We start from the raw sequence: 15782 nt of genomic DNA, 5'->3' as shown, positions 1-15782 counted from the left end.
AGGGGATAAAATGGGATTTCTCAGCAAAATATTTGGAAAAGAAAAAAAACAAGATGATATTATAAAAGAAATATATGAAAGTTTATTTTGTGATGATTTTGCTATATATAAAAAGATGGAAAATATTTATCCAGATATTTTTTCAAGTAATCCTGATATGGGCGTTCTTGCAAAAATTGCAACTGATAATAAAATAGAGTCCAGAATTCGCGTGCTTGCTTATCGGAAACTAACAACTTTACATATTGTGCCACACAACAGAGATATCTTAGGGGTTATATTTGAATATCATATGCCTCAAGGGCTTGATACTCTTGCTGTTTATGCAGATGGAAGCGCACGTTATATAAACTATTCAGGCAAACTTTTGTTTTGGGAAGGAGTGTCTCCCTCTTATGACGTCACAAATATTTTTAAGGAAGCAGAAATTATTGCTGCTAAAATAGGCCCATGGAAAGAAAAAAGACTACCACCGCCACCTAAAGGAAACATTCGCTTGAGTTTCTTGGTCAATGGAGAAATATATTTCGGACAAGGGCCGTCTGATGCCATGTATAATGAACCCTTGTTGCAAAATATTATTAAACACTTAACAATTTTTATGAATTACTTAGTAGATAAAGCTGTAGAGAAAAATTAGGGTATAATGATTTCGTCACCAGGGATTTCCTTATCTGATACGAAAAAAAACATCCAGGATTTAGAAAATGCAAAACGACTTTATGAAGCATTTAAAGGCCTATCTCCATTGCAGGCAAATACAAGATATTTATGCTCATATCTGTCACATGTTAATTATCGTGAGTATGTTATAAATCGATGGATTTCTTCCCATAATAACGAAGATTCAGGGGAAGGGGTCTTAAAAAGAATAAAAAACAGATTTTTTGTTACCGATAAAAAATCTTTAATAAGGATGAATGCTATTTCAAGATTATGGTGGGCAGGCTATTTAACTTGCGACGAGAATAACTCCGCAGATAAATATCATCTTACCAGGACTTTGTTTACTGGGCAGCAAATATCAGCAGATTTATTGGATACTCCTTTTTGTGTAAATAAAGATGTTGTAAAATGGGTATCTTATTAGGTCTAAAACAGCATATTGACCAAAAAAATGGGGTTTCTTCCGATAAATTTCGTGATTGCATCAAATACTTAAGGCGCTACTCTGCCGTTACATCAATAGATTATCTTTCTTCAGAAGAAATTTCTAAAATTACATTGGACTTTTTAAGCAATAATTAAAAAGTTGTGCCCCCTGGGAATTGGGGAAGAGAGAGGTTGGGGCGAAAATGGCCGATATTCAGCCCTCTGTATCTCCGCACAAAATGGGGACTATGGCTTTCCAGTAAAACCGCCGACGATAGTTTAACAACTATACAACAAAAAAAGCACTTCTTTGGAAGTGCTTTTTTCAAATGGTGCGCCCAACAGGAATCGAACTTGTATCCCTTCCTTCGCAGGGAAGTGCACTATCCATTGTGCTATGGGCGCGTAAATTTGTTTAAAATTTCCTGCAGAGTTACTGCTTTTTATTTCTTTTATATTTTACAAAATATATACCGGGTTTGCTAAAAAATTTTAAACACTAAACATATTTTAGCAAAATTTTAACAGGGCCTATTATTTACAGTAATATATAAACTTTCTATAACAGTTGCGATTTGTTTTCAGAATATACTGTTCAAAGTATCAATTTTTATATAATAATCATATGGAAAAATTTAACCGTTTAAAATTAGACAGCGCGCAAACAAAAGCTATCATTAATATGCGTAAGGAAAAAAGCGTTTTTATTGCTCTAGCGGTTAAGGCTGAAAGGCTTCGCAAACAATTAAAAAAATCATCTAAAAACCTTTTTAAAAAAACGGCCCCAAAAGAAGATAAACTTTGCGTTTTGGTTCATGTGCGCGGCGGCATTGGTGACGTAGCCATGAGCAGGGTTTTTATGAGTAAACTGCATTTGGCGCTGCCTAATGCCAAGATCGATTTTTGTTTTGACAGTAAAGAAGTTTTTAACATGATTTTTCTTGACGGTAAATTTACCGTCAGTTTCGTTTTGCGTAATTACAACCCTAAAAATTATGATTTGGTTATAGCGGGTTCACACAGTTTTTCTTTTGATTATTACGAAGAAGAAAGAATAAAAAAACTTGCGCCCGGTTTTTGGCAGACTTTCCAAAAAGGTCTTGCCATGCAAAAAATTTTAGATGTTTACACTCATAATCCCCCGCAGCTTGACGGATTGCTGGCGCACTCCACGGTGCGTTACGGTTCCGCGCGCGTTGCAAACCTTGGACTTTCAACGGGCCTTGATATTAAACAAAATGACCGCGCGCCGATTGAGCTTAAAGAAGACGGCTTTAAAATTCTTAAAACTTTAGGGCTTGAAGGTAAAAAATATATTACTATTCACGACGGGACCAATAGCAATACAGATATTTCCAAAGGTTATCCGCCGCGCGCCTGGCCCAAAGAACATTGGCGTGAGTTTACGCGTCTTTTTAAAGCCGCTTTCCCTGATATAACTGTTGTGCAAATAGGTGGGAGTAACAGCACTGTTTTTGATTTTGTTGATGTTTCTATAGTAGGTAAAACACGCGTTGCCGATTTGCCTTATATTTTGCAAAAAAGCGTTTTGCATATTGATACGGAAAGCGGCATGGTGCATCTTGCCCACTTGCTTGATACCATTTGTGTGGTAATGTTTGGCCCTTCCATAAAAGAATATCTTGCCTATGAGCGAAATATCAATATTACCGCGCCTTCCTGCGGCAACTGTATGAATATAACAGGTGATTGGATAAGCCGCTGTATTTTAAATAAGCCGCAGTCTAAAGCCTGCATGGCTTCAATAACGCCGCAAACTGTTTTTGAACGCGCGCAGGCCTATCTTAAAAACGCAGAGAAAAAGGATTTAACGCAAATCAACTACTCTATTGAAGATAAAACCGCTTTATTTGCCTTACAGACGGAAGGTTTAATAAACTATTGCGCCGTTAAAAGCGGCATTGTAAGGGTTGCTTATAAGTTAGACGATTTTAAACGCGCGCTTAACCAAAAACGCAAAAATATTAAACGTGATATACAATACTTTTTTGGTAAAAAAGATAAGCGAAATATTTTAAAAGTGCTTATTCACACCCGCGGCGGAATTGGGGATCTTTGTATGAACGGGCGCTTTTTTGCCCAAATTAAAAACGCTTTGCCTGAGGCGGAAATTACCCTTTGCCATGAAAAGCGCAATGTTATAGAAACGCTTTTTTCCGGCGGCGGGGCTATATCTGATTTTACAGGCAACAGATATAAAAGAAAAGATTATGATTTGGTGTTAAGCGGCTCACATGTTTATAACTTTGATTTTTATAAACTTGGCAGAATTAAAAAACTAGCTCCCGGTTTTTTGCCTGTTTTTGAGCGTGCTTTACAAAGGCAAAAAGCATTCCGCTCTTTTCACCTTTACGGTTCTCTTTTAGACGGAATTTTATCAAATTTCGCGCTTGATAACGGTTTTAACAATTTTAATATAATGGGGTTTTCCGCGGGCTTGGACACGGAACTTCCCGCATGGGAACCTTTTAAAAACAAATTAAACCGTGATGTTTTGCAAAAATACGGTTTGAAAGAAAAGGAATATATTACCGTTCATGACGGTATAGGTGATTGCTTGGCAGGGGGGCATAATCGTCCCACCCGTTCCTGGCCGCAGGAAAATTGGGAAGGCCTTATATTAAAACTTAAACAAAAATACCCGCAGTATAAAATAGTGCAGTTAGGAGCTGGGGATAATCCTTTTTTTAAAGGCGTTGATATAAATTTAATTAACAAGACAGCTTTTTCCGAGCTGCCGTCTTTGCTGCAAGGGTCTAAACTTCATTTTGACGTTGAGTCAGGCATGTCCCACATGGCCGGGATATGCGGCGCGCATTCAATAATTATGTATGGTTCTTCTTCAGAACAATATTTTTCTTATCCTTCCAATATAAATATTCACGCTAAAAACTGCGGTAACTGTATGTGGATTTTGCAGGAATGGCTTAATGAATGTGTGCTTAAAAATAACCCGCAATGTATGCAGACTATAGCCGTTGAAGAGGTTTTTTCTTCCGCGCAAAAAACGCTTGGCGTTTAATTACAAAAGGGGAATACTGTTATCCTCATAGATGGTAGTGTCAAAGTCAACGTTTTTATTCCTTATATAAATTCCAAAAATTCTTAAGATATCGTTACCGTGTTTTTTATTTGAGTAAAAGAACCAACGGCGTATTTTTCTTATGGCCCGTTTAATATTTTTAGAGTGGAAAAAATAGTAAGAGCTTTTATAAGGCACGTTTATTGATTTTAGATGGTTTTCAATAAGTTTAGGGTCATAATCAGTATTTTCTTTTAAAAATTTTTGCCAGCCGGCTAAGCTTTCCGTATTAAGTTCAAAAGCGAATTTAGTAAAAATTTTTATTTTAAAAATGGGCATGCCGTTTTTAATATATGTGCGCCAGGAATGGCCCAAATTATCCTTAAAATCAAAAGCTGTTTTGGGCTTGAATCCCTCTTCAATAAACATTTGCGTCCATATAAATTCAGAAAAAGGGCAGATGTTTTCCCAGCTTTTGTCTATTTTAAAACCACTTATGGCATTGCGGAAAACAGCGTTTTGTGTAACTTTCTGTTTGTAAACCATGAAATAGCCGTATAAATGCCAGGTTTTTGAATCCCAGTCATAACCTTTACCCATTGCCCAAAAATCACAATCTTGTTGCGCGGAAGCTTTATCAAAAATAGGCTTTAAATCGTGCACAGGAACAAAGCAGGAATCATTGCATAAAATAAGTTCGTCATATTGGCTTATAGCGTCCCAACCTAACATATTTATTATTTGCTGCCAGGAACCTACATCATAATTTTCATGTCTTTTGGCGCCGGCGAATTTTACGTAGGGGGCAAGTTTTTCCAACTCGCCGCTTTTCATTTCCGAATCGGCAAAATAGTAAACGTCCGATATTTTTGCCAACTCTTTTGCGTAATATACAACATAGTCGGAAATTAAGCCTTTTTTATGGTATCCCGCCAATAATGCTATTCTTTTCATTATAATATCCTGTTTCAAGTGGTTCCTAATGTTTTTAGATATAATATATTATATAATATACCGAGAAAAGGTATAAAATTACGGATATATTACGAATACAAAGGAGCGTTATGAAAGGTATAATTCTTGCCGGCGGCACAGGAAGCAGGCTTTTCCCGGCCACTTTGGCGGTTTCCAAACAATTAATTCCCGTTTATGACAAACCTATGATTTACTACCCCTTATCAATACTTATGCTTGCCAGTATAAGGGAAATTCTTATTATTTCAACGCCTCATGATTTGCCTTTATTTAAAAATTTACTCGGCGATGGCTCCCAATTCGGTCTTAAATTAAGTTATAAAGAGCAGCCCAAGCCGGAAGGTCTTGCCCAGGCTTTTATTTTGGGGGAGGAGTTTATAGGCACAGACAATGTGTCTTTAATATTAGGCGACAATATTTTTTACGGGCGTGATTTAAAATTTATGCTGGAAAAAGCTTCCGCTTTAAAAGAAGGGGCCTGCGTGTTCGGTTATCATGTTAAAAACCCGTCGGCCTACGGTGTAGTTGAAATTGATAAAAACTATAATGCTGTTTCTATAGAAGAAAAACCCGCCAACCCCAAATCCAACTGGGCGGTTACGGGGCTTTATTTTTACGATAACGAAGTGGTTGAAATAGCTAAAAACTTAAAACCTTCGGCCCGCGGCGAGCTTGAAATAACCGCCGTTAACGAACACTATTTAAAAAAGGGCAAACTTGCCGTTAATCTAATGGGCAGGGGTATGGCCTGGCTTGACACCGGCACTCATGCGGATTTGATAAAGGCGTCCATTTTTATAGAAGCTTTAGAAACAAGACAGGGGCTTAAAATAGCTTGTCTTGAGGCTATAGGCTTTAAAAACGGCTGGATAACTATGGAGCAGTTGCTGGCTTCGGGGGAAAAAATGAAAAACACCGAATACGGTCAATATATTTTAAGCATACCAAAGGATATGGAAAATGGATTTTTTTAAACCTGAAATTGAAGGATTAATAGTAATAACTCCTAAAATTTTTAAAGACGAACGCGGTTATTTTTTTGAAAGTTACAATAAAAAAGTTTTTGAGGATGCTGGTATAGTCAGCAATTTTGTTCAAGACAACCAGTCTTTTTCCGTTAAAAACGTAATACGCGGCCTTCACTTTCAGGCCCCTCCTCACGCCCAGGCTAAACTTGTAAGAGCGCAGCGGGGCAAAGTTTGGGACGTTGCCGTTGACCTGCGCCCGCAAAGCAAAACGTTCGGGCAATGGTTTGGCGTCGAGTTATCGGAAGAAAACCAAAAAATGTTTTATATTCCCCGTGGTTTCGCGCATGGTTTTAGCGTGCTTAGCGAAAGCGCCGTTTTCCAGTATAAATGCGATAATTTTTATAACAAAGAGTCCGAAGGCGGCATTCTTTACAATGACGCCGTTTTAAATATTGACTGGAAAGTACCTTTTGGCGGTGAGATTGTTAATGAAAAAGACAAATCTTACCCATGGTTTGAAGTATATAAAAAGCAGCCGTTTTTTAACTAAATTTATTAAGTAATTTGAGGTGAACATATTATGGCGCAAAAAAATATTCCGTTGTTTATACCTACTTTTAGGACGGAAGAATGTTTGGAACAGATAAGAGAATGTTTGGATAAAGGCTGGACTGGCCTTGGTTTTAAAACAGTTGAGTTGGAAGAAAAGTGGAAAGAATACACAAAACTGCCCCACGCCCATTTTTTAGCGTCAGCAACGGCGGGGCTTGACCTTGCTTTTAATATTTTAAAAGAGGAAAATAACTGGCAAGACGGCGATGAAGTTATTACAACACCAATGACATTCGTTTCCAGCAACCACGCTATTTTATATAACAGGTTAAAACCCGTTTTTGCCGATGTGGACGAATATTTATGTTTAGACCCTAAATCCGTAGTCGAAAGAATTACGCCAAAAACAAAAGCTGTTTTATTTGTTGGTATCGGCGGCAACGCGGGCCGTTACGCTGAAGTTGAAAAGATTTGTAAAGAAAAAGGCCTTGCCTTAGTGCTTGACGCGGCCCATATGGCTGGTACAAAACTTAACGGCGACGTTCCCGGCCGCGGCGCGGACGCTGTTGTTTATTCATACCAGGCTGTTAAAAACATGCCCACGGGCGACAGCGGTATGATTTGTTTTAAAGAAGCCAAATTTGACGAAATTGTGCGCAAAAAATCCTGGTTGGGGATAAATAAAGATACTTTCGCGAGAACGGCGGGTAAAGGCGCTTATAAATGGAAATATGATGTTGAGTATGTTGGTTTTAAAGACCACGGCAACTCCATTATGGCGGGGATAGGGCTTGTTTCTTTAAAATATCTTGACCAGGACAACAATTACCGCAGGCAGATTGCCGCTTGGTATGATGAGGAATTTAAAAACAGCGGAGTAAAAACGGTTCCCGTCGCCCCGGGGTGTGAGTCTTCCAGGCATTTATACCAGATTTTAATTGGAAATCGGGACGAGCTTTTAGCCGCTTTAAATGAAAACGGCGTATACCCCGGCGTGCATTACAGGGATAATACCGAGTACCGTATGTACGCTTATGCAAAAGGCACATGCCCTAATTCACATTATGTTTCCGAGCATACATTATCTTTGCCTATGCACATGAAACTTACCCGTGAAGATGTTAAATATGTAGCGGATACGGTTAAAAAATATGCTAAATAATAAAAATATTTCGCTAAGGGCTTTTGAAGAAAGCGATGCGGAAACCGTACGCGCGTGGCGTTTTGCTCCGCAAAATTATGATTATTTTTATGAATTTGTTATGCCAAACAAAATCCAAAATGACGCGTGGTTCCAAAACACTTTAAAAAAAACAAGCGAAATAAATTTTATTATTGAAACTAAGGATGCTAAACCCATAGGAATGATAGCTTTAATTGATATAGACAACCGCAGCCAAAAGTGTGAGATGGGGCGCGTCCTTATCGGTGAAGAGGACTACCGTTCCAAAGGTTTAGGGCGTGAAATTATTAAAACTATTCTTGACTACGCTTTTAACCACCTTAATATGCATAAGGTCTATTGCGAAGTTTTTGCAGACAATGCCGCAGCTTTAGGGCTTTATAAAAAATGCGGTTTTGAAGAAGACGGTTACTTTAAACAACATGTTTATAAAAACGGTGAATTTAAAGATATAGTGCATTTGTCGATTTTCAAAAATTAATTAAGAGGGGGCTGGGAATGGCGCAAAAAAATATTTTAGTAACAGGCGGAGCGGGTTTTATAGGCAGTAATTTTATTCCTTATTTTGCGGCTGCCTACCCTGATTATAATGTTATAAACCTTGATAAACTTACCTACGCGGGCGATTTATCTAATTTAAGCGAAGTCGCGAACGCCGAAAATTACACTTTTGTCGAAGGCGATATTTGCGACCGCGCGCTTATTGAAGACCTATTTAAAAAGCATGATATAAAAGGCGTTATACATTTCGCGGCAGAATCGCATGTTGATAATTCCATAACAGGCCCTCTGCCGTTTATAAAAACAAATATTGAAGGCACATTCACCTTGCTTGACGCGGCTAAAAATTATTGGATGGAAGCTCCTTTTAAATATAAAAAAGGCTATGAGGGCTGCCGTTTTCACCATATTTCAACCGACGAAGTTTACGGCACGCTTGGCGAAACGGGTTTGTTTGAAGAAACTACCCCCTACGCTCCCAACTCACCTTATTCGGCTTCAAAAGCTTCAAGCGATTTTATTGTGCGCGCCTATCACCATACTTACGGGTTAGACGTTACAACAAGCAACTGTTCAAATAATTACGGCCCTAAACAACATAAAGAAAAGCTTATCCCCACAATTATACGCAAAGCTTTAGCCGGGCAGTCAATTCCCATATACGGCGACGGCAAAAATGTGCGCGACTGGCTTTACGTGCTTGACCATTGTAAAGGCATTGACCTTGTTTTTCACAAAGGCAAAGCGGGGGAAACATATAATATAGGCGGACGAAATGAACGTACCAACTTAGAAATTGTTGACATTATCTGCGCTGTTCTTGACCAAAAGAAGCCTCTTAACGGCAAAAGCTATAAAAGCCTTATAACTTTTGTTAAAGACCGCCCGGGGCATGATAAGCGTTACGCTATAGACGCCACAAAATTTGAAACAGAGCTTGGTTGGAAGGCCGACGAAACCTTTGATACCGGTATAATAAAAACCATAAACTGGTATTTGGAGAGAATATAATACAGGGTAAATGTTATAAATATTCCTAAAGTTTTTAGCGTTTATAAAATGAAACTCTTTTAAGTAATTAAAAACTTTTTTGCTATAATAAAAATATGAAACTAATAAGAACCGCCAGCACAACAGTAACAACAACTACAACAATGGACAAATTGTTGGCGGTTTTTGTTTTGAATTAAAAAGATTTTTAAAATACAAATAAAACCCGCCCTTCAAACGGCGGGTTTTTCTTCTTTAAAATAAAGTTTGTAAACAGGAGCGATTAGATATGGAAAATTATAATATAGCTTTACTGGGCTGCGGAACGGTAGGTTCGGGCACGGCAAAAATAATATCGGAGTTTAGCGCCGCTCTGTCCGAACGAAGCGGCAAAAAAATAAATATTTCTAAAATAGTTGATTTGCGCCCTATGGCGGCCGCAAAAAAAGCGGGAGTTGATATTTCTCTTTTCGTTAACCCGAAAGAGGAGCTTAGTAAAGAGGAAGCCTCCGCCGCAATAAAAGAAGTTTTGGCTGATAAAAGCATTGACCTTGTTGTCGAAACCATTGGCGGCGACGGCGACTACATTAAAAATATACATGAAAGTGTTTTAAAAGCGGGTAAAAACCTTGTTACGGCAAATAAATCTCTCCTTGCTAAAACGGGTAAAAGTCTGTTTGAAACAGCTAAAGAAAATAATAAAAGCATAGGGTTTGAGGCCGCCGTTTGCGGCGCTATCCCTATAATAAAGGGTTTGACGGAATGTTTTACAGGGGATGATATTTTAAGCGTTTACGGCATAATGAATGGCACTAGCAATTTTATTTTATCTAACATGTCATCAAGGGGAATATCTTTTGAAGAAGCCTTAAAAGAAGCCCAGCGGCTAGGTTACGCGGAGGCCGACCCAAGCCTTGATATTAACGGCGGTGACGCTGCCAACAAACTTAAAATTCTTATTCAAATGATTTACGGTGTTGACGCCCGCAGCATTACTATCGGAGTAAACGGTATTGACGTTATTAAACCTGTTGACGTTGCTTTCGCAAAGCAGATAAACAGCGTTATAAAACTTATTTGTTACGCTAAAAGAGAGGGTAATAAGCTTTACGCCGCAGTGCGTCCGATGATGTTGCATAAAGATATTTTCCTTGCCGATATTAACGGGGCCACAAACGCCGTGCGTTTAATTAATAAATATTCGGGCGAAAATATTTTAGTAGGCCAGGGCGCCGGCATGGAAGAGACCGGCAGCGCGATAGTTTCCGACATAGTTAAAATAGCGCGCGGGGATAAACAACGCAGTTCCATAGCCTGGCAGGAATGCGAAATAAAACCTTTTGAGGAACACGCCATGAACTTTAATATTATTCTTAAATCTAAAGATATGCCGGGTGTTACAGGCGCGGCGGCAAAAGCTATCGGTGATGAAAACGTTAATATCTTTACCATAGGCCCTAATTTTCACGAGGGGGAATTTGCTTATTTTTCCATAGTGACGGAAACGGCCACCTTAAACCAAATTAACAGGGCCGTAGCTAAAATGCGCGAGCTTAAACCCGGCGCTTTTGAGAAAGACGTTAAAGTTTTTCCTATAATAAAATAATATTGGTAAAAATTATGAAATATATTGATACAAGAGGCGGAAATAAAACTTTTAATTTTGAACAGGTTCTTTTAGGCGGGCTTACCGAAAACGGCGGGCTTTACGTGCCTGAAACGCTGCCTAAATTTACAAAAAGCGAAATTGAAAGTATGCGCGGGCTTTCTTATAACGGGCTTGCCTTTAAAATACTGCGCCCTTTTACGGAAGACTGTTTTACTGACGCGGAACTTAAAAATATTATTGAACTTGCTTATAAAAATTTTTCCGAAGGTGAAATTGCCCCTTTAAAAAAATTAAAAGATAATATTTTGGTTTTAGAGCTTTTTCACGGGCCTACTCTTGCTTTTAAAGATTTTGCCATGCAGATTTTAGGCCAAATGTTTGAAACTGTTTTAAAAAGGAATAACGCTTTTATAACAATAGCGGGCGCCACTTCGGGGGACACAGGCTCCGCCGCTATAGCTGCTTTTAAAAATTCCGAAAGAGCTAAAATTTTTATTCTCCATCCCCATAACAAAGTATCTGACGCGCAGCGCAAACAAATGACAACAGTTATTTCGCCAAACGTAAAAAATATAGCGGTGGAAGGTTCTTTTGACGACTGCCAAAATATAGTAAAAGGCCTTTTCGCCGATGCGGGCTTTAAGGAAAAATACAGTCTTTCCGCCGTAAATTCCATTAACTGGGCGCGCATAGCCGCGCAAATAGTTTATTATTTTTACGCCGCTTTAAAAGCTGATGAAAAACAAGAGGGCGTTTCTTTTTGTGTGCCTACGGGCAATTTCGGCAATATTTTTGCCGCTTATACCGCTAAACAAATGGGGCTTAATATTAAGCGCCTTATAATAGCTTCCAACGCTAATGACATTCTTACAAGGTTTATTAACAGCGGCGTTATGGAGCAAAAAGGGGTAACTCATACTCTAAGTCCTTCTATGGATATTCAAATTTCATCAAATTTTGAACGTTTGCTTTTTGATTTCTGCGCGCGTGACCAAAAGGCCCTAAACGCTTTTATGGCGCGTTTTAAAGAAACCGGCAGGTATGACGTGCCCCCTGTCATGCTTAGCGAAATTAAAAAGGTTTTTACCGCGTTTAAAGCTGATGACGGCGCAACCCTTGAGGTTATAAAAAGTATTTATGCGCAAACGGGCGTTATTTTAGACCCGCACAGCGCGGTAGGCGTTAACGCCGCTTTACAATATAACGGGTCTGAGCCTGTTATAACGCTTGCCACGGCGCACCCAGCAAAATTTGGCGCTGCGGTAAAAAAAGCCTTAAACGTTGAGGTTGAAGTGCCGCCTTCTTTAAAAAAGTTTTTAGAAGGGAAAGAAAGGTTTGAAGTTCTGCCCGTCTCTTTAGAAGCGGTAAAACTTTATATGGAGAATAACGCTTAATGGCCCTTTATGTAAAGTTAAATAAAGACGAAATAGAGGCTTTTATAGCGGACTATAACCTTAAGCTTATTGATTTTAAGGGTATTATAGAAGGCGTGCAAAACACAAATTATTTTTTGCTTACTACTTCCGGTAAATATATTCTTACCGTTTGTGAGGAAGAAATTAACCCCACCGACCTTCCTTTTTTTAATTCGGCTATGTTATACGCCGCTCTGCATGGCGTTCCGTGTCCGGTTCCTTTAAAAAACAAATATGGCGCCTTTACGGGTCGGCTTAAAAATAAACCGGCCGGAATAGTAACTTTTTTAGAAGGCAAATCCGTAACGGACATTACTTTTTCCCATCTTGAAAATCTGGGGCGTTTTTTAGGTAAGCTGCATATTCAAACTAAAGATTTTAAAGAAGAAAGGGCAAACCCGTTATGCTTGGATAATGTGACTGAGCTTATAAGGAAAAATAAAAAAATTGATAATATCTCGCCAAATCTTTCTGCCGAAATTAACAAAGAATTAAACCTTGTGTCTGAAGAGCTTAAAAGCTTTTATAATTTACCCAAAGGTTTTGTGCATGCGGATATTTTCCCCGACAATATGTTTTTTGAAGGAAATAATGTAAGCGGCATTATTGATTTTTATTTTTGCTGCAGCGATTACTTGGCATATGATTTGGCGGTTACCGCCAACGCCTGGTGTTTTGATAATAAAGGTTTTGATTATAACGAGAAAAAAATAAAAATTTTATTGGATTCTTACCAAAAAATACGCCCGCTTGAACAAGCAGAAAAATATGCTTTTAACGCGCTTTTGCGCCGCGCGGCCTTAAGGTTTTTTGCAACAAGAGCGTGGGATATGAAGTACCCCAAACCAAACGCCGTAGTAGGCGTAAAAGACCCTATGGAATATGTGGCTAAATTAAGGGCTTTTAAGTCGGCGGGGGATTTGTTTAAATAATTTAAAAAGGCCGGCTTCGCGTGAAATTTAATAAAACCGCGCTTAAAAACAATAATATAAGCAATTTTAGGGGGTTGATTTTGCTATTAATAAACATTATAATATAACCATTATTGGATGTATACTATCGTTTTTATATATTAAGTGTCGCAGTTCCCAAGGGAGGAAGTATGGTAGAAAGCAGCTTCATGATTCTTCAGCATATAGGTTCCATCGTTTCCGATGACGGGATGGAAGAAGTAAAATTCTCGATAGACGCATACAGAGGTTACAGGTATGCTTCTATAAGAAAATATTTGAAATCCGAGTCATACAGCGGCGCTACTAGAGCGGGTATTACAATGACGCCTGAAATTGTTAAAGGCGTGGCCTCTGTTCTTGAACCTTTACCGGACGACGCGTCCAAATTAGAAGATAAAGAAATAGGCAAATTTGCTAAACATCCCGGCATGAGCGTTATTGTCAGAGTAAGTTCCTTTAAAGGCGCCAGAGGCTTGGACTTAAGACAATGGCAGGAAGATGATATTTACACGGGCTGGACAAAAAAGGGTATTCGTCTTCCGTTAAATAAAATGGGCGAAATTAAAAAACTTTTTAAAGAAATGAGCGTTTATTTTGCCCAAAAACCCGGTAATGAAAAATAGGTTGGGGTTTGCAGGGCGTTAGCTGAAAATATTCTTTATTTGTGTATAAAAAAACCCGAAGGTTGTTCCTTCGGGTTTTTTGCGTGCGGTTTTCATAGGTCCTTAGGCCCATGTTAGTTTAGGTCCAATGGCCCTGGTAAGCGGCTGTAAAAAACCGTAAACTGTTAATATAAACAGAAATAACGGGAGTTAAAAATGAAAAAATTGTTTTTATTGGCAGGTTTGATTTTATCTTTCACTTTCGCAAATGCGCAAGAAGCCGAGGATAATGAATATATAGTCAAACTTTCGCCCGCGCTTAAAAAATCTATTGTTGAAAAAAGTAATTCCGCGCAGTCCGAACTTAAAACTTTAAAAGCCAAGCTTGAGGAAATGCTTAAAACCGCCAATGTAAAATCTGATGGTGAAAACTTTATAAAAGACGTAAACGCGCTTTTAGCTAAATATGACGCTTTAAAAGCCGTTTCAGATTCAAAACAATTCCGCTTAGCTATTAATGATTGCGCCGAAACCAGCAACAAGGTGCGCAACAGCGAAAAGAACCAAAAATTTGCTTCTTTGGCAAGATTTAGCGGCCTTATCTTTGATTACCTTTCAAAAGAAGGCGCCTATTTGCAGGAAATAATTCACGAATACACCAAGCTCGCTAAAAATATAGAAAAAGAGGTAAATGATCTTAACGCTAAAGCCCAGGTGCAAAGCGCGGCTATAATTGAAGCCATTACAGAATACGCTAAAACAATTAAACCCGCCACGTTGGAATTTGTTTCAACCATATCAGAACCGGCGTTTGACAGTATTATGGCTCCTTTAGATTCGATGATAACAGGTAAAGATGTGGAGGCAAAATTTAAAGCGTTTGGGGATTTTAACACCGCTTTCGGCAAAGCTTTTGAAACTGTTTTCCCTAATAACCAGTGTGAAACTGAAGAGCAGGTGCAGGCCATTTCCAAATGGCAGGGCGCTAACGGCGCGGCGATGATGATACTTCAAGGCAAACTTGCCCAACAAGGCATTACATTCGAAGAGTAAAAACTTTTGAAACAAAGAAGAGTAATAATATTTAAAAGTACATTTTAAAACGCAATTAAAACACATAAAAATCCCCTGCGGTCGCGGGGGATTTTTATGTGTTTTAATATTTGTTTTTGATTTATCTAAAGGCTAAATTATTTTATCATGCTTGCTCAAATTACATTTTGCACATAATAATTGAATGTTTTTAGCTGTTATAGAGCTGCCCCCTTTTGAGAATGGTATATTATGGTCAAAGTGTAAATTAGTTTTATTTCCACATTGTACACATTGCCCTTTATCTCTTTCCCAAACATGTCGCTTTACTATGGTAGGGATAAGTCTTGAATGGATAATTTCTTTTTTTAATGTTTTGGAGTTCGTAGGCTCATCTATAATCTCAAGTTTAAACTTAAAAACACTTCTTTTATTTGATTTTTGCGTCCAAGCATCAACTAGTTTGAAAAAACCAGTATAAGACCATATCCCATCTTTTATTTTTTCATAAATCTTAACTACTTCTGGTTCGTTTAAGTTGTTTTTATAGTCTATAGCAGCTTTATAAAATTTACCATTCTGAGTAAGTTTTCCATTTTCTGTGTATTGAGGTTGGTCTAGTTCTTTTGGATTCTTTTTTAAATCTTTTGTTTTTGGAATATCATGCCCTTCATATATCAAAATTCTGCCATTTTCTTCAAAAAGGTCATGATAAGGAGCTCCTGTTCGAACACTCATAAGAAAAATAGAATATTTGTTGTTAAGGCGAAAATACATTCCTCTCTGAAGAGAAATTTGTTCTTCAGTACACATTTGAAGATAAGAAATAATATCTCCGTAATTCATTAAAAACTCCTTTGTTTTTAA

Annotated in this window: 15 protein-coding genes and 1 tRNA gene; 13 read left to right on the top strand and 3 right to left on the bottom strand. The window is 38.2% G+C overall.

Going from position 1 to position 15782, the window contains the following annotated elements:
- Positions 1–10 precede the first annotated feature (10 nt).
- Together EMIN_RS04455 and EMIN_RS04450 are read left to right on the top strand one after the other, a co-directional pair.
- Positions 11–640 carry a hypothetical protein gene (locus EMIN_RS04455; protein ID WP_012415040.1) on the top strand — a complete coding sequence of 210 codons (630 nt, stop codon included), beginning with the start codon at positions 11–13 and terminating at the stop codon, positions 638–640.
- A 6-nt stretch (positions 641–646) separates the two neighbouring features.
- A complete protein-coding gene (locus EMIN_RS04450; protein ID WP_012415039.1) occupies positions 647–1090 on the top strand; it encodes a DUF6339 family protein in 444 nt (147 codons plus the stop codon).
- Between the two features lie 332 nt (positions 1091–1422).
- Here EMIN_RS04450 and EMIN_RS04445 read toward each other — a convergent pair.
- A tRNA-Arg gene (locus EMIN_RS04445) sits at positions 1423–1497 on the bottom strand.
- Positions 1498–1717: 220 nt separating this feature from the next.
- Between EMIN_RS04445 and EMIN_RS04440 the strand changes: the two genes are divergently transcribed.
- Complete coding sequence (locus EMIN_RS04440; RefSeq protein ID WP_012415037.1) at positions 1718–4135, top strand: glycosyltransferase family 9 protein; 2418 nt, start codon at positions 1718–1720, stop codon at positions 4133–4135.
- On the opposite strand, the gene EMIN_RS08270 is transcribed toward EMIN_RS04440, so the two are convergent.
- Positions 4136–5089 (bottom strand): rhamnan synthesis F family protein, encoded by a 954-nt coding sequence (locus EMIN_RS08270; RefSeq protein WP_012415036.1) that lies wholly within the window; start codon positions 5087–5089, stop codon positions 4136–4138.
- A 110-nt stretch (positions 5090–5199) separates the two neighbouring features.
- Between EMIN_RS08270 and rfbA the strand changes: the two genes are divergently transcribed.
- The 10 genes from rfbA to EMIN_RS04385 all read left to right on the top strand — a co-directional run bounded on the left by rfbA (position 5200) and on the right by EMIN_RS04385 (position 14936).
- The gene (gene rfbA / locus EMIN_RS04430) at positions 5200–6084 is read left to right on the top strand and encodes a glucose-1-phosphate thymidylyltransferase RfbA (protein WP_012415035.1); all 885 of its coding nucleotides are present in this window, start codon (positions 5200–5202) and stop codon (positions 6082–6084) included.
- Positions 6071–6628: a dTDP-4-dehydrorhamnose 3,5-epimerase gene (rfbC, locus tag EMIN_RS04425; RefSeq protein WP_012415034.1), complete on the top strand. Its 558-nt coding sequence runs from the start codon at positions 6071–6073 to the stop codon at positions 6626–6628. Before rfbA ends, rfbC begins: the two co-directional genes overlap by 14 nt.
- 30 nt (positions 6629–6658) lie before the next feature.
- On the top strand, positions 6659–7792 hold the full coding sequence (locus EMIN_RS04420; RefSeq protein WP_012415033.1) for a DegT/DnrJ/EryC1/StrS family aminotransferase: 1134 nt from the start codon (positions 6659–6661) through the stop codon (positions 7790–7792).
- Positions 7782–8294: a GNAT family N-acetyltransferase gene (locus tag EMIN_RS04415; RefSeq protein ID WP_012415032.1), complete on the top strand. Its 513-nt coding sequence runs from the start codon at positions 7782–7784 to the stop codon at positions 8292–8294. The genes EMIN_RS04420 and EMIN_RS04415 overlap by 11 nt, the downstream gene beginning before the upstream one ends.
- Before the next feature lie 17 nt (positions 8295–8311).
- A complete protein-coding gene (gene rfbB / locus EMIN_RS04410) occupies positions 8312–9325 on the top strand; it encodes a dTDP-glucose 4,6-dehydratase (RefSeq protein WP_012415031.1) in 1014 nt (337 codons plus the stop codon).
- A gap of 268 nt (positions 9326–9593) precedes the next feature.
- Positions 9594–10910: a homoserine dehydrogenase gene (locus tag EMIN_RS04405; RefSeq protein WP_012415030.1), complete on the top strand. Its 1317-nt coding sequence runs from the start codon at positions 9594–9596 to the stop codon at positions 10908–10910.
- Between the two features lie 14 nt (positions 10911–10924).
- The gene (gene thrC / locus EMIN_RS04400) at positions 10925–12307 is read left to right on the top strand and encodes a threonine synthase (protein ID WP_012415029.1); all 1383 of its coding nucleotides are present in this window, start codon (positions 10925–10927) and stop codon (positions 12305–12307) included.
- Positions 12307–13260, top strand: coding sequence for a homoserine kinase (locus tag EMIN_RS04395; RefSeq protein WP_012415028.1), 954 nt, complete (start codon positions 12307–12309; stop codon positions 13258–13260). Before thrC ends, EMIN_RS04395 begins: the two co-directional genes overlap by 1 nt.
- 170 nt (positions 13261–13430) lie before the next feature.
- Positions 13431–13904 (top strand): PC4/YdbC family ssDNA-binding protein, encoded by a 474-nt coding sequence (locus EMIN_RS04390; RefSeq protein ID WP_012415027.1) that lies wholly within the window; start codon positions 13431–13433, stop codon positions 13902–13904.
- Between the two features lie 195 nt (positions 13905–14099).
- Positions 14100–14936, top strand: a complete 837-nt coding sequence (locus tag EMIN_RS04385; protein WP_012415026.1) for a hypothetical protein — start codon at positions 14100–14102, stop codon at positions 14934–14936.
- Between the two features lie 132 nt (positions 14937–15068).
- Here the strand turns inward: EMIN_RS04385 and EMIN_RS04380 are convergent, their stop codons facing one another.
- On the bottom strand, positions 15069–15761 hold the full coding sequence (locus EMIN_RS04380; protein ID WP_012415025.1) for an HNH endonuclease: 693 nt from the start codon (positions 15759–15761) through the stop codon (positions 15069–15071).
- Between the last annotated feature and the right edge of the window lie 21 nt (positions 15762–15782).

Source organism: Elusimicrobium minutum Pei191, assembly GCF_000020145.1.
Taxonomy (GTDB): domain Bacteria; phylum Elusimicrobiota; class Elusimicrobia; order Elusimicrobiales; family Elusimicrobiaceae; genus Elusimicrobium; species Elusimicrobium minutum.
The sequence above is the reverse complement of the archived record's forward strand: the minus strand, read 5'-3'. Positions and strand labels throughout refer to the sequence as shown.

Coding starts and splice junctions, on each gene's coding strand:
- EMIN_RS04390 (WP_012415027.1), top strand. CDS start 13,431: ATGGTAGAAAGCAGCTTCATGATTCTTCAGCATATAGGTTCCATCGTT.
- EMIN_RS04405 (WP_012415030.1), top strand. CDS start 9,594: ATGGAAAATTATAATATAGCTTTACTGGGCTGCGGAACGGTAGGTTCG.
- rfbA (WP_012415035.1), top strand. CDS start 5,200: ATGAAAGGTATAATTCTTGCCGGCGGCACAGGAAGCAGGCTTTTCCCG.
- EMIN_RS04395 (WP_012415028.1), top strand. CDS start 12,307: ATGGCCCTTTATGTAAAGTTAAATAAAGACGAAATAGAGGCTTTTATA.
- rfbC (WP_012415034.1), top strand. CDS start 6,071: ATGGATTTTTTTAAACCTGAAATTGAAGGATTAATAGTAATAACTCCT.
- EMIN_RS04450 (WP_012415039.1), top strand. CDS start 647: ATGATTTCGTCACCAGGGATTTCCTTATCTGATACGAAAAAAAACATC.
- EMIN_RS04385 (WP_012415026.1), top strand. CDS start 14,100: ATGAAAAAATTGTTTTTATTGGCAGGTTTGATTTTATCTTTCACTTTC.
- thrC (WP_012415029.1), top strand. CDS start 10,925: ATGAAATATATTGATACAAGAGGCGGAAATAAAACTTTTAATTTTGAA.
- rfbB (WP_012415031.1), top strand. CDS start 8,312: ATGGCGCAAAAAAATATTTTAGTAACAGGCGGAGCGGGTTTTATAGGC.
- EMIN_RS04420 (WP_012415033.1), top strand. CDS start 6,659: ATGGCGCAAAAAAATATTCCGTTGTTTATACCTACTTTTAGGACGGAA.
- EMIN_RS04380 (WP_012415025.1), bottom strand. CDS start 15,761: ATGAATTACGGAGATATTATTTCTTATCTTCAAATGTGTACTGAAGAA.
- EMIN_RS04440 (WP_012415037.1), top strand. CDS start 1,718: ATGGAAAAATTTAACCGTTTAAAATTAGACAGCGCGCAAACAAAAGCT.
- EMIN_RS08270 (WP_012415036.1), bottom strand. CDS start 5,089: ATGAAAAGAATAGCATTATTGGCGGGATACCATAAAAAAGGCTTAATT.
- EMIN_RS04455 (WP_012415040.1), top strand. CDS start 11: ATGGGATTTCTCAGCAAAATATTTGGAAAAGAAAAAAAACAAGATGAT.
- EMIN_RS04415 (WP_012415032.1), top strand. CDS start 7,782: ATGCTAAATAATAAAAATATTTCGCTAAGGGCTTTTGAAGAAAGCGAT.